This is a genomic window from Polyangiaceae bacterium (assembly GCA_020633205.1).
In the GTDB taxonomy this organism is placed as follows: domain Bacteria; phylum Myxococcota_A; class Polyangia; order Polyangiales; family Polyangiaceae; genus JAHBVY01.
In genome coordinates, this window is record JACKEB010000018.1 from 60,816 (window position 1) to 73,360 (window position 12,545).

The following is a 12,545-nucleotide window of genomic DNA, read 5'->3' on the forward strand; positions in this document are numbered from 1 at the left end:
TGACCTGCGGTCGGAGTGCAGCGCGTCTCGCGCCAGCCGATCCGCTTTGCTCCCGCGCCTTGCGCGAAGGAGAGACGATGTCGTTGAAGTTCGCGATGTATGGCGCGCTCGCGCTAAGCCTGTCGATTGTCGGCTGTGAAGCCAAACCCAGCGCTCAAGCGTCAGAGCGCGCGGGCACCAGTGCCCACGCGCCGAGCGATGCGGTGCCCGGAAGCCATGAGGACTGGTGCGCCGAGCATCAAGTTCCCGAGTCGCAGTGCACTCGCTGCAATGCCTCGTTGATTCCGGCGTTCAAGGCCACGGGAGATTGGTGCGTGGAGCACAACCTGCCCGAGTCGCAGTGCTTGGCCTGCAATCCAGAGCTCAAGATCACTCGCCCCGAAAAGAAGCTATGAGACTCTGCCTTCTAGTCGTGCTGCTGTTCCTGAGCGGTTGTCGGGAGCAGCAGTCAAGCGCGAGTGCGTCTTCGGCGCAGCCGGTGGCGAGCGCGCTCGAAGTGACTGAAAATACCGCGGGGAAATGTGAGCATGGGCTACCCGATGCACTGTGTCCCAAGTGTCACCCGCAACTCGCGGCCGTATACAAGGCGAAGGGAAACTGGTGCGATGAACACGGCTTCCCTGAGTCCTTCTGCCCCATCTGTCATCCCAACCAACAAGCCCCGGACGTTAGCGCGAGCGCTTCGGGCGACGACTGGTGTGTGGAGCACGCACTACCCGAGTCCAAGTGTACACGTTGCAACCCGGGCCTCACCGCGAAGTTCAAGACCGCTGGAGACTGGTGTGAAGAGCACGGGTTCCCGGAGTCGGTCTGCCCGAAGTGCAATCCTCAGCCGTCGCCCCCTGGAGCGGAGGTGCGGGCAATCGAAGCGAGGGTCGTGAAGCTCCGCGATCCGAAGCACGAGGCGGTTGCGGCGATCCGTACGGTGCCGGCTCGAGAGGCCGCGCTGGGCCAGTATTTGGAGTGCCAAGGGCAGATCGCCTACAACCAAGACAAGCTCGCGGACGTTCGAGCGCTGGTGCCAGGAGTCGTGCGGCGTGTCCGCGTGAAGTTGGGTGAGCAGGTGAAGCGTGGGGCCCCCCTGTTCGACGTTCAGAGTAGCGAGGTGGGGCAGGCTCAAGGTGCGCTGATCCGCGCGCGCGGTCGGGCCAAAGCCGCAAAAGCGAACCTAGATCGTCAGCGGAAACTGCAGTCTCAGGACATCGCTTCCGCGCGGGACGTGGAGGTGGCGGAGCAGGAGCTGTCCGCTGCCAAGGCAGACGAACGCACTGCGCTAGTGACGCTGCGTATGACGGGCGCTGCTGGCACGAGCGGTTCCGGTCGCTATACGTTGTCCGCGCCTCTGGCGGGGACAGTCGTGGCGCGTAAGGGGGTCGTGGGGTTGCTGGCGACGGACGAGACACCTCTCGCGACGGTCGCCGACATCAGCTCCATGTGGGTGCTGTGCGAGGTGCCGGAGGTCGACGCCGGCGCGCTCGTTTTGGGCCAAAAGGTGCTGGTTAGCCCTGGTGGAGGTGCCGCCGAGGTTGGGGGGGAGGTGAGCTGGATCGCGTCAGAGGTCGATCCACGAACGCGCCTCGTCACGTTGCGAGCCGGCGTCCCCAATTCGGACCGTACCCTACGGGCGAACCAGTTCGTGACGGCGAAGGTGGAGGTGAACGGCCGCCGGAGTGCGGTTGCCGTGCCTCGAGCCGCGGTTCAGCGAGTCGGCGCGCGTGACGTCGTGTTCGTCCGCACGTCTGAGGCGCTGTTTGCGCCTCGAGTCGTGGTGCGTCGTACCAGCGGGGAGACAGTCCAAGTAGAAGGTCGCGTGAAAGCGGGTGACCTGGTCGTCACTGATGGTGCGGTATTCCTCCGTACGGAAATAATGCCGGGCAGTCTCGGTGCGGGCTGTTGCGAAGTAGGACCGGCGTCGGAGAAGTAGATGCTCGACCGCATCATCGATTTGTCGCTGCGCTATCGGCCCATTGTGCTGCTCGCGACCGCGCTGTTGATCCTGTCTGGGATCGCGAGCTTCATGCGTTTGCCGTTTGACGCGTTTCCTGACACGACGCCGGTGCAGGTTCAGATCAACACTACCGCGCCGGCGCTCTCGCCACTTGAAGTGGAGCGACAGATCACGTTCGAGGTCGAGCAAGCCATCGCGGGTATGCCCGGCCTTCGCAACGTGCGTTCGGTCTCGAAGTTCGGTCTCTCCCAGGTCACAGCCACATTCGATGACGACACCGGCATCTACTTGGCGCGTCAGCTGCTGAGCGAGCGCTTGCAAGGTGTGGAGCTGCCGGTCGGCGTCGTCCGCCCGTCGCTGGGACCCTTGTCGACGGGGCTTGGCGAGGTCTTTCAGTATGTGCTGCGAAGCGACACGCTCTCCGCCGAGGAGCTCCGGACGCTGCACCACTGGGTGATTCGCCCGCAGCTGTTGCGGGTACCGGGCGTCGCCGAGATCAACACCTGGGGCGGCTATGAGCGCCAGTATCACGTGGTGATCGAGCCTTCGCGGCTCACGAAGTTCGGTCTGACTCTGGATGATCTCGCGCGTGCCCTGCGGGAGGGAAACCGGAACGTTGGTGGTGGGGCCTTCGACAGCGCTGGCGAAGCCTACCTGGTGCAGGGACAAGGTGTCGTTGGCGGCGTCCGAGACATAGCGCGCATGGTCGTGGCGAGCTCGAACGGAGTTCCGATACACGTGGAGGACGTCGCCGACGTGCGCGTTGGGCACGCGATCCGTCGGGGCGCTGCGACGGCGGATGGCCGTGGGGAGGTCGTGCTGGGCCTTGGGTTCATGCTCATGGGAGAAAACAGCCATGAGCTGACCCAGCGATTGCAGCAACGCCTTGAGGTCGCGAAGGGATCTCTGCCCCCTGGAGCCGAGCTGGTGCCGATGTACGAGCGCAGCGACCTAGTCGACAAGGTGTTGCATACCGTGCGGAACAACCTGCTCGAGGGAGCGCTGCTAGTGATCGCCGTGCTCTTCATCTTCCTTGGCAACGTGCGCGCGGGCTTGATAGTGGCGCTGGCGATCCCGCTATCCGTGCTCTTTGCCTTCAACGCGATGCTGCGCTTCGGGATCGCCGGTAGCCTGATGAGTCTCGGGGCCATCGACTTCGGTCTGGTCGTTGATAGCTCCGTCATTGTCGTGGAGAACGCGGCGCGCCGGCTTTCGGAAGCGCCAAGCGACAAGGACGTCCGCGAAGCCGTCAAGGAGGCGACCTCGGAAGTGCGTCGTCCGACCCTGTTTGGGGAGTTGATCATCGCGGCGGTGTATCTGCCGGTGCTCACGCTCGAAGGAGTCGAGGGGAAGCTGTTCCGCCCCATGGCGCTGACCGTGATCTTCGCGCTCGTCGGGTCGATGATCCTCTCGATGACCCTCACGCCGGTGCTCGCGAGCTACGCGCTCCGGGCGGGACATCGAGAGCGCGAGACCCGCCTGGTGCGCTGGCTCAAGCGCGGCTATGCGGGACTGCTCGAGCGAGCGCTGCGCTGGCCGTTGGCGGTGCTGACAGCAGCGCTGCTGATCGCCGCGGGCGCCGTCTATCCAGGCGCACATTTGGGCTCTGAGTTCGTGCCTCGACTGCGGGAGCAGAGTGTAGTGATCAACACCATCCGCGTCGCCGGTGTCTCCTTGGAAGAGTCCGTCCGCTACGGGACTCGGATAGAACGCCTCTTGAAGCAAGAATTCCCTGGGGAAATCGAGCATGTGTGGACTCGAACAGGCACCGCGGAAGTCGCGACGGACCCAATGGGGCTCGAGCTATCTGACGTGTTCATCACCCTCACCCCCAGGGAGCAATGGCAACGGGCTTCTAACCAGGATGAGCTGATGGCCGAGATGGCGAAGACCCTCGAGGGGCTTCCGGGAATGAAGAGCGTGTTCACTCAGCCGATTGAAATGCGCGTGAACGAGATGACGGCTGGGATCCGCGCGGACGTCGGGATCAAACTTTACGGAGACGACTTCGAGCAACTCAAGGCTAGCGCCGAGGAGATCCGCGCGGCAGTTGAGGCAGTTCCAAACGCTGCAGACGTCACCGTGGAGCAACTCACCGGGCAACCGATGTTGGTGGTCGCCGTGGATCGCGAGGCGGCTGGGCGCTACGGGGTTCCCACTGCCGATATCCTCGAAGTCGTGGAGTCCCTGGGACGGCGCAAGCTGGGCGAGGTCATCGAAGGGCAGCGACGCTTCGACCTCGTTCTACGGTTGAGCGAGCCGGACTCCGAGGCTGTACAGGGGATCCGAGATCTACTGATTCGCACGGAGTCAGGCGCACAGGTGCGACTGGGTACCGTGGCCAAAGTGGATGTGGTCGAAGGGCCGTCTACGGTGCAACGGGAATGGGGGCGTCGTCGGATCGTGGTGCAGGCGAACGTACGTGGACGGGACTTGGGGAGCTTCGTCGAGGATGTGCGTAGCGCACTCGATGAGAAGGTCACCCTGCCACCGGGGTACACCATGGACCTCGGTGGTCAGTTCGAGCACCTCCAGCGGGCCGAGCGTCGCTTGATGCTCGTCGTGCCGCTGACCCTGCTCGTGATTTTTGGCTTGCTGTACCTCACCTACGGTCGTGCGTTGGATGCGGCACGAGTCTTCCTCGGAGTCCCGTTCGGGGTCGTCGGCGGAGTCATGGCCTTGTGGCTTCGCGGGATGCCGTTTTCTATTTCCGCGTGGGTAGGCTTTATCGCGCTCTCTGGAGTCGCCGTGCTCGGCGATATGGTCTTGGTGTCCCGAGTTCGTCAGCTGAGGAAAGCAGGGGTACCGCGGCGTGAAGCGATCCTTCAAGCTGCCACGACGCGATTGCGTCCGGTCCTCATAACGGCAGCCGTGGCGGCCGTTGGCTTCGTTCCTATGGCGTTGAGCGACGGGGTGGGGGCGGAGGTTCAGCGCCCGCTCGCCACGGTAGTGATCGGTGGCATGGTCACGGCGACCTTCGCGACGCTCATCGTGCTTCCGGTGCTCTATAGTCTTGGCCGGAAGAACGGCGACCCCGGTCCTGCGAGCCAATGACTGCATGAGCCATGGCTACAGCAAGCGTGTCTCACCGACGTCCATGATCCATACGGAACCATCCGCTACGCCTCGCGCCTTGGCCCAGTGACTGAGCCTGAGCGGAGGCTCCGCGAGCTTTTCGTCGGTGAGCTTGAAGGTGCCCCAGTGCATGGCGACCAGGTGCTTCGCCTCGAGGTCCAGGAAAGCTTGCCCCGCCTCCTCTGGGCACATGTGTTGGGGGCGCATGAACCAACGCGGATCGTAGGCGCCGATGGGCAGCATCGCCCAGTCAACTGCAGGACAGCGCTGGGCGATCTGGCTGAAGCCTTCGAAGTACGCTGTGTCGCCGCTATGGTAGGCGACGCCCTGGTTGGTCTCGACGACGAAGCCGCCCCACAGGGCTTGGTTGCGCGTCCAGGGCATGCGCATGGACCAATGGCGCGCGGGCACCAAGGTGTACCTCACCCCCTGATGCTCGTGGCTTTGCCACCAGTCCAGCTCGACCACGTTCGCACCCAGCTTGGCCAGCGTCTCTGCGTTGCCGAGCGGAACCACGTAGAGCGGGCTCCCTCCGAATGCTTCGAGGCTGCCCATATCCAGGTGGTCGAAGTGGTTATGGCTCACCAGCACGACGTCCGTCGCGGCGGCCACCTTGGCTAGCGGCAAGCCAGGCTCCGAGAGGCGCCGCCTGGGACCGAAGCCGCGCCGCCAGATCGGGTCAAAGACGGTGACCAAGCCGCCCAGGCGCAAGGCAAACGTGGCGTGCCCGACCCAGGTGAGGCTTGGGGCCGTTTCCGTGAGGCAGCTGCCGTCGTTCTCGCGACGCGGCATGCTGAAGCTCGCGTCGTCTGGCACGCCGTCGCGGTCGAAGGGGGACAGCTCTGCGTCCCAGGCTTCCGGCTCCCTGATACCTCGCCCCGTTAGTGGGTCGAGAAAACGCCAGCGCAGGATGTCTCCGAGGTTGCGGGCCGGTTTGGTCGCGCGCTCGTCGAATAGTCCCACGCTGGCTCCTTCTGACTAACGACGTACGGGGATGATCTGTACCCGGCGATCGTCGCCTTCGCCGTCGCTCTTGGTGATCACGCCTTCGAACTTCGCGAGCGCGAGGTGCACCACGCGGCGGTCGCGGGGGTTCATCGGCTCGAACGTGATGATCTTGCCTTCGGTCACCGCCTGCTTGCCGAGGCGACGCGCCATCGTGGCGAGGCTGTTGTCACGGCGGCTGCGGTAGCCTTCGGCGTCCACCAGGATGTGACGCTTCTCGAGGCCGGGACGATTGATCACGCGGTTGGTCAGGAACTGCAGTGCGCCGAGCACCTGGCCCTTCTTGCCGATGATGCGCCCGGAGTCGGGGCCGCTGATCTCGAGGTTGATCTCGAGCTCGGAGTCTTCGTCCTTCGGGCGACGCAGGCGAACCCGGCAGTCCATCTGCATCTTGTCCACGACGTCCCTCACGAAATCGAGGGCCTGTAGGGCGCGCTCGTCTCCCTGGGGAACGTAGTCGTCATCACCCTTGCGACGGCGCTTGCGACGGCGTCGCGCCGGGCGGCGGTCATCCCCGTCGTCATCGGACTCACCGTTCTCGTCGGCCCGCGCCGGTCCTTCGTCGTCGTCGACTTCCCACCCGTCGTCGAGTTCGACATCGTCATTCGCTTCGCTCATGCTGGTGCCTTTCCTTTTCAGAAGCAGAGCCGTGCTCTGGAAGACTATTGTTGTTTCCTTGGGGAACCGAAATCGCTGAGCCTGGTCTCTCTAGCCCGTAGCGTGCGGCCCCGCGGTTGGCGGAGCCGGCTACACCCTAGATCAAGCCTTGCCCTTGCCGAATAGCGACGGTTCCTGAATCTTCTTCTCGGATTTTTCGCTGGTTTTTGCGTCATTCGGGACGTTGGGCATGGTCCCTTGGGCGTCAGCCACCTTGCGCTTGGCGCGGCGTTCGATGATCTGCTGCTGCGCGATACCGAGCAATGAGTTGGTGAACATGTACACGCCGAGGCCTGCCGGTAGGAACAACATGAAGACCGTGAACATGGCCGGCATGAAGTACAACATCATCTTCTGCTGCGCGGGATCCGTGGCCTGCTGAGGCGCCACCTTCTGCTGCACGAAGAACACCGCGCCGATGATGAAGGGCAGGATGAAGTAGGGGTCTGGCTCGGTCAGGTCTGGGAACCAGAGGAACTTGATGTTGTAGAGCTCCACCGCGTGCTGCAGCGTGGTGTAGAGCGCAAACCAGACTGGCATCGACGCCATCTGCGGCAAGCAACCCTTGAACGGGTTGACGTTGTGCTTCCGCCACAGCTCCATTTGGGCCAGGCCCTTGGCCTGAGCGTCGTCCTTGTACTTCTCGTTCAAGGCGTCCATCTCAGGCTTGAGCTCGCGCATCTTGAGCGAGTTCTTGATCATCGGCACGTTGAGCGGGAACAGCAGCACGCGCGCGGTGATGGTCAGGATGATGATCGCGACGCCCCAGTTCGGGATGACGCTGTGCACCTTGAAGAGGAACGCCACGAGCAGCTTCGCGATCACCGCGAAGAAGCCGAGGTCGGGGAGCTCGCTGAACTTGTGATTGCCGCCGCCTGCAGCGGCGAGCAGCGCCGAGTCCTTGGGGCCGATGTAGCTCAGGACGCTGTACTCGGCGGACTTACCCGGGTCGAGGTTCGTGACCGGATAGGCCAGACGAGCGCGATACATCGCGCCCTTCTCGTGGTCCGCATCGGCGGGCCACTCCTCGATCTGGAGCTGGCAGACAGGTTTCTGTGCGGAATTGGTCGGGGCGATCGCGTGGCTGAAATAGTAGTTGGAGACTGCCGCTACCGCAGGCTCTCCCGCGACCTGGTACCAGTCGCCGTCGTTCAACGGGTTCTTCTGGAAGGGCGGGTCTTCGAAGTCCGAAGGCTCGAAGTCGCTCTCATGGAGCCGCGTCGCCTTCTCCCCTTGGTCGATGCACTCGACGTGGGTGACGAAGGGGCTCTGGCGGAACATATGCCCCTTGACCTCGGCCTCCGTGCGCCACTCCGTCGTTTCGATCGTGAGCGCGTGGCGACGAGCGTCCTTCGCCGTGTTTTCGATGCGCCCTGTGGCCTGGATCTCGTAGGGGCGATCGGTGGTCGCCAGCGTCTTCGTCAGCTTGACGCCGTCAGCCTCGTAGCTGAACTCGCAGGTCTTGCCGTCGTTCTTGACGATCGTCCAATCGACGGTGTCCACGTCGAACTGCCAGGGCGGCCCGCCTAGGTCGTGCGCCGAGGCTTGGCGCCAGTGGAAGCGCAGCGAGCGACGGAACTCGTACTGAGCGGTCGCTAGATCCAAGCCATGGTCGTGCTTGCGATACTTGGCGGTGAGCAGCTCGTAGCGCGTGAGCGAAGCGCCATGAGTCGAGAAGCTGGCTCGAAATTGCGGAGTCCACAGATCACAAGTCTTGGCTTCGACTCGTGTCTTCGGGGCATCGCGGAACTCGCGGCCGAGCGGCTGCGGTTCGTGCTTTTTTTCTCCGTTGCATTTGGTGAACGCGAAGTAGGTCAGCAGACCCATCGCGATCATCAGCAGCAAGCGAGAAGCGCCGCCACGTTCCATTCCGAGGTACTCCGATCGTGATTCTTTTGAGGTTTGCCGAGCCCTCAGGCGCAGCAATGACAGTCTGATTTGCCGCTCGGGGGAGACTCCGTCAGTCGAGTCTCGGATCCCGAGCCAGCTGCCGTGTCCACTTCGCGGCCCGTCGAGTCGCCTTGCGAGTCTCGGGGCGGCGGCGGTGGATCGTAGCCACCCGGATGAAACGGATGGCAGCGCGACAGCCGTCGCAGGGTGAGCCAACTACCACGAATCGCCCCGTGGTACTCGATGCATTTCAAGCCGTAGTTCGAACAAGAAGGGTGGAACCGGCACACGTTTCCCAAGAGCGGCGACAGCAACAGCTGGTAGAGCCGAATCAGGCGGATCAGGAGCTTGGCCACCATCGGGGTCAGGAGTGTGCGGCCTTCAGCCAGACCCTGCCAGCTTGGATGCGCGCTTTTGTGCGTCTTTGCGCGCCTGAGCGACGCGCTTTGCAAACGCCTCTCGTGCGGCGCCGAGTTCGGCAGAGACGTCGCCTGCGCTCAGCTCTCCGGGGCCCTGCTTCGCGATGATCACGAGGTCGATGCCTCGCGGCCACTCGACCTCAGCCGTGCGAAACGCCTGGCGCAGCAGGCGTTTCATGCGATTTCGCGCGACCGCGTTGCCAGTGCGTCGAGACACCGTCAGCCCAAGCCGCGCTGGCGCATCATCTCCTCGCGCATACACGACCAGCACGAAGTGCGAAGTATGCAGTCTTCGCCCGGTTTGCTGACAGCGACGGAACTCTCCTGGGGTGCGGACGCGTCGAAGCGCGGGAAAGCATTGCTGCCCATCCCGCGCTTTCGAGCTCTGGTTCACGACCGGAGCGATTACTTCTTGTAGGCCGACACGGCGAGGCGCCAGCGCCCCTTGCGACGACGGTTCTTCAGGACCTTCTGGCCACCGCTGGTCTCGAGGCGCTTGCGGAAGCCGTGGGTGCGGAGCCGGCTGATGTTGTGCGGCTGGTAAGTGCGCTTCATGGTGTCTCTTGTTCAGGCTGGGCCGCTCGATGGGTGAGCCACTTGATGAGGTGGTCACGGCAAGCGAGCGGGAAAACGGTCAAGTCGCCAGTAGCCGGGGCTATGGCTGATTCGGGGGCGGGGAGTGAGCCACGTTGGACTTACTTCGTCAAGGCTGGCGCGCTGCTCGTCTACGGGAGACAACAAAGGCGCCGTCCTGATGACGAGCGCCTTAGGCCAGCCGACATGGACTCACGCCCTGCCGGGATGGGTTGATCCTCACTTGGAGTGAGGCGGCATCTTGGCTTCTTTGAACACCACGTGCTGGCGAACGACGGGATCGTACTTCTTGATCTCCATCTTGCCCGCCTGCTTCTTCTTGTTCTTGGTGGTGTAATAGATGAAGCCGGTGCCGGCGCTGGAAACTAAGCGGATATTGTCACGCATGGCGCGCGGGCTCTAACACGCACCCCGGGGCCCAGCAAGCCATTCCATTCGCGCCATCCATGATGCGCCTGTTTCTCCCGCGAATTGGTTGGTTTTTGGGGGGGGAGGGCGCAGCGCTCCTGACTTCGGCCGCAGCGCTCCTGACTTCGGCCGCAGCGCTCCTGACTTCGGCCGCGGCGGTCCTGACGTCGGTCAGCGCCTCACAAGCGGGAGCTGAGCGCCGCCTGCAACTCGCGGATGTTGCGGGCATTTTGTCCGAAGTCTCCCTTGCCGACGCGAGACTTGCTGCGGATCCAGACCTTGGTCCAACCGTCATCGGTCTTCGAGACGCGGACCCAGATGTCGTCCTTGAAGCGGAACAACCGCGTGGTGCGTATCGCGTGAAGCTCTCCGTCTGACTGACTCTCGACCTTCCAGTTTGGAAGGGAGCGTACGGCGCCGCCCGCGGCCTCGAGCACCTGCTCTGGTGGATGGTTGAAGCGCTGGGGCTTGATGTCGGGGTACTGAGCGGTCTCCCCGGTCGCGACGTCATTGATGATGGGCCACACACTGAAGGGTGTGAGCCTGCTGGCGCCCTGCGTCAAGACGAACGCTAGCGCTCCGGCGCCGAGCGCGAGGAGCCAGAACTTGATGCGCGTTTCTTTGAGGAAACTCACAGCATGGGCGTCGGACCGTCGGCGCCAGAACGCAAGAGGCGCCGCAGCGCCTTAGGCGCCGCAAATGCGAAGAGGCGCCGTTGTTGCGACGCCTCTTCCTGGGTGTTGCCACCCGTTTGCAGCGGGTGCCGCTATTCGAGGATGCGGAACTCGACGCGCCGGTTCTTCGCGCGTCCTGCCTCGGTGTCGTTGGGCGCCACAGGTTTGTCAGGCCCAAAGCCTTCGGACTCCAGGCGACTCGCCTTGATGCCGTGGGCAATCAAGTAGTCCATGCAGGCCTTGGCGCGTGCCTTACTGAGGCGAGTGTTCAGGTCTCGCGAGCCGCGGCTGTCGGTGTGCCCGTGGACCGCGATGCGCAAGTCGTCACGCGACTTGAGCAGCATCACCACCTCGTCGAGGATTGGGTAGCTGACCTTCTTGATGACGCTCTTGCCCGTCTCGAACTGGATGGGCTGGAGCAGCTGGATCTCGTCAGAACCTTCGACGAACTTCGTGGAGCCGGGGCAGCCGTTCTTTTCGGCTACCTTGTTCTTCAAGCCCGGTTCCGTGGGGCAAGCGTCCTCAGCGTCGGGGATGCCGTCCTTGTCCGGATCCTCCTCGGGGCAGCCGTCGCTGTCCTGTACGCCGTCCTTGTCTTCCGGCTCGTCGGGACACTTGTCGATGTCGTCTAGGATGCCGTCGCCGTCACGATCAGCCGGTGCAGGGCAGCCGTCCGTCGGATTCGGCGGCTTTCCGTCTTCCTTGACCGTCGGGCAGGCGTCGACGTCATCGGGATAGCCATCGCCATCCGTGTCCTTGTCCTGCATGTCGACGTCAGGCGCATCTCGATAGCGGCGCGCGACTTGCCCGGGCGTGGTGTCTTCAATGGTGGTGTAGGTGCCGATCTGCGCGAGCACGCGCACGTCGGGCGAGCCGTAGCCCGCTGCGAGTCGCGTGCCGCCGCCGCCTTTGAAGTACCAGCGCTTCTGGTCGTCGAGAGCCAACCGTAGGAAGCCGAGCCACTCGAAGTCGGTGTTCTGGCCGGCGAACAAGCTGCTGTGATCATCCGGGCCGACGTTGCCGATACCCGTGGTGCCCCAGAGCTCGCCACCGAGCAGGATGGTGCCTTCACGCAGTGGGAGGTAGGCGCCGCCCGCGTAGCGCAGCTCGCTAGCCAAGAAGAGATTGCCGTTCACGCCTCCGATACCGCGTTCCGGGCGGAAATGCGGACCGACGTTGCCCGAGATGTAGAACGGGCCGAAGTCGAACTCGGCGGAGCCGTAGAGGTAGCCGGTGAGCTGGTCATCGCCGGCGAAAGACTCCGCATCGCCAACTGGAATCCACAGCGCAGCGCCGCCGCCGAGGCGCATGAAGCCATCGTCGGTCTCGAATGCGCGTACGCGAGCGTCGAGGCGGATGTCGTGTAGGGCGACGGTGCGTCGCTCCAGGCCGCCGCCAATGCCGTTGACCTGTGGGTCCGCGCCGCCTTCCTGGAACACCGCGACGGGGATCGTGATGTTCACGCCGAGGCGACTCGCCAGCTCAGCGCCCGCCTGGAGGTGAGCAATCAGCTGGTGTCGCATGATGTTCGCCGAGTCCCGTTCGGCCTTGGGGTCATCGGTGACGACCGATGTGCGCAGCGGGTTCAACGTGTAGCCGAGCGCCGCCGCACCATAGATGCGCGTCTTCGGTGACATATAGGGCCGCCAAACCGCGAAGCCGTCGTCGGGCGCACCGCTGATTTGGATGCGATCCAAGTAGAACGTCGTCTGTTGCGCGTGGGCGTGGCCGCTAACGAACAAGAGGGCTAAAGCCGGAAGGACAATTGAGAGCAGGCGCCGGATCTGAATCATTCTGCCTCCGCAAGGTGGGCAACCTTGCATACCGCGAGAGCATCGAGGGCTCGGACATGTACACCCTGCCTAGGCGACGTCA

At 63.7% G+C, this 12,545-nt stretch carries 12 protein-coding genes; 3 read left to right on the forward strand and 9 right to left on the reverse strand.

Annotated features, from left to right (window positions below):
- The first annotated feature begins 95 nt into the window (after window positions 1-95).
- From H6718_28470 to H6718_28480, 3 genes are read left to right on the forward strand one after another with little or no spacing between them, the layout of a single operon-like run.
- Complete coding sequence (locus H6718_28470) at window positions 96-395, forward strand: hypothetical protein (GenBank protein MCB9589382.1); 300 nt, start codon at window positions 96-98, stop codon at window positions 393-395.
- Window positions 392-1,924: an efflux RND transporter periplasmic adaptor subunit gene (locus H6718_28475; protein ID MCB9589383.1), complete on the forward strand. Its 1,533-nt coding sequence runs from the start codon at window positions 392-394 to the stop codon at window positions 1,922-1,924. The genes H6718_28470 and H6718_28475 overlap by 4 nt, the downstream gene beginning before the upstream one ends.
- Window positions 1,925-5,002 (forward strand): efflux RND transporter permease subunit, encoded by a 3,078-nt coding sequence (locus H6718_28480; protein ID MCB9589384.1) that lies wholly within the window; start codon window positions 1,925-1,927, stop codon window positions 5,000-5,002.
- A gap of 15 nt (window positions 5,003-5,017) precedes the next feature.
- On the opposite strand, the gene H6718_28485 is transcribed toward H6718_28480, so the two are convergent.
- The 9 genes from H6718_28485 to H6718_28525 form a co-directional block, all read right to left on the reverse strand.
- The gene (locus tag H6718_28485) at window positions 5,018-5,986 is read right to left on the reverse strand and encodes an MBL fold metallo-hydrolase (protein MCB9589385.1); all 969 of its coding nucleotides are present in this window, start codon (window positions 5,984-5,986) and stop codon (window positions 5,018-5,020) included.
- Between the two features lie 15 nt (window positions 5,987-6,001).
- Window positions 6,002-6,646 (reverse strand): KH domain-containing protein, encoded by a 645-nt coding sequence (locus tag H6718_28490; protein MCB9589386.1) that lies wholly within the window; start codon window positions 6,644-6,646, stop codon window positions 6,002-6,004.
- 141 nt (window positions 6,647-6,787) lie between these two features.
- The gene (gene yidC, locus H6718_28495; protein ID MCB9589387.1) at window positions 6,788-8,554 is read right to left on the reverse strand and encodes a membrane protein insertase YidC; all 1,767 of its coding nucleotides are present in this window, start codon (window positions 8,552-8,554) and stop codon (window positions 6,788-6,790) included.
- 44 nt (window positions 8,555-8,598) lie between these two features.
- Window positions 8,599-8,934 (reverse strand): membrane protein insertion efficiency factor YidD, encoded by a 336-nt coding sequence (gene yidD, locus H6718_28500; GenBank protein ID MCB9589388.1) that lies wholly within the window; start codon window positions 8,932-8,934, stop codon window positions 8,599-8,601.
- A gap of 22 nt (window positions 8,935-8,956) precedes the next feature.
- Window positions 8,957-9,388: a ribonuclease P protein component gene (gene rnpA / locus H6718_28505; GenBank protein ID MCB9589389.1), complete on the reverse strand. Its 432-nt coding sequence runs from the start codon at window positions 9,386-9,388 to the stop codon at window positions 8,957-8,959.
- Between the two features lie 11 nt (window positions 9,389-9,399).
- Window positions 9,400-9,549: a 50S ribosomal protein L34 gene (gene rpmH / locus H6718_28510; GenBank protein MCB9589390.1), complete on the reverse strand. Its 150-nt coding sequence runs from the start codon at window positions 9,547-9,549 to the stop codon at window positions 9,400-9,402.
- Between the two features lie 258 nt (window positions 9,550-9,807).
- Window positions 9,808-9,975, reverse strand: a complete 168-nt coding sequence (gene rpmG, locus H6718_28515) for a 50S ribosomal protein L33 (GenBank protein ID MCB9589391.1) — start codon at window positions 9,973-9,975, stop codon at window positions 9,808-9,810.
- Window positions 9,976-10,175: 200 nt separating this feature from the next.
- Window positions 10,176-10,631 (reverse strand): DUF1499 domain-containing protein, encoded by a 456-nt coding sequence (locus H6718_28520; protein ID MCB9589392.1) that lies wholly within the window; start codon window positions 10,629-10,631, stop codon window positions 10,176-10,178.
- A 131-nt stretch (window positions 10,632-10,762) separates the two neighbouring features.
- On the reverse strand, window positions 10,763-12,463 hold the full coding sequence (locus tag H6718_28525; protein ID MCB9589393.1) for an OmpA family protein: 1,701 nt from the start codon (window positions 12,461-12,463) through the stop codon (window positions 10,763-10,765).
- Window positions 12,464-12,545: the final 82 nt, after the last annotated feature.

Excerpts from the sequence above, each read along its gene's own strand:
- H6718_28525 (MCB9589393.1), bottom strand. The coding sequence starts at position 12,463 with ATGATTCAGATCCGGCGCCTGCTCTCAATTGTCCTTCCGGCTTTAGCC.
- yidD (MCB9589388.1), bottom strand. The coding sequence starts at position 8,934 with ATGGTGGCCAAGCTCCTGATCCGCCTGATTCGGCTCTACCAGCTGTTG.
- H6718_28470 (MCB9589382.1), top strand. The coding sequence starts at position 96 with ATGTATGGCGCGCTCGCGCTAAGCCTGTCGATTGTCGGCTGTGAAGCC.
- yidC (MCB9589387.1), bottom strand. The coding sequence starts at position 8,554 with ATGGAACGTGGCGGCGCTTCTCGCTTGCTGCTGATGATCGCGATGGGT.
- H6718_28475 (MCB9589383.1), top strand. The coding sequence starts at position 392 with ATGAGACTCTGCCTTCTAGTCGTGCTGCTGTTCCTGAGCGGTTGTCGG.
- H6718_28480 (MCB9589384.1), top strand. The coding sequence starts at position 1,925 with ATGCTCGACCGCATCATCGATTTGTCGCTGCGCTATCGGCCCATTGTG.
- H6718_28490 (MCB9589386.1), bottom strand. The coding sequence starts at position 6,646 with ATGAGCGAAGCGAATGACGATGTCGAACTCGACGACGGGTGGGAAGTC.
- rpmH (MCB9589390.1), bottom strand. The coding sequence starts at position 9,549 with ATGAAGCGCACTTACCAGCCGCACAACATCAGCCGGCTCCGCACCCAC.
- rpmG (MCB9589391.1), bottom strand. The coding sequence starts at position 9,975 with ATGCGTGACAATATCCGCTTAGTTTCCAGCGCCGGCACCGGCTTCATC.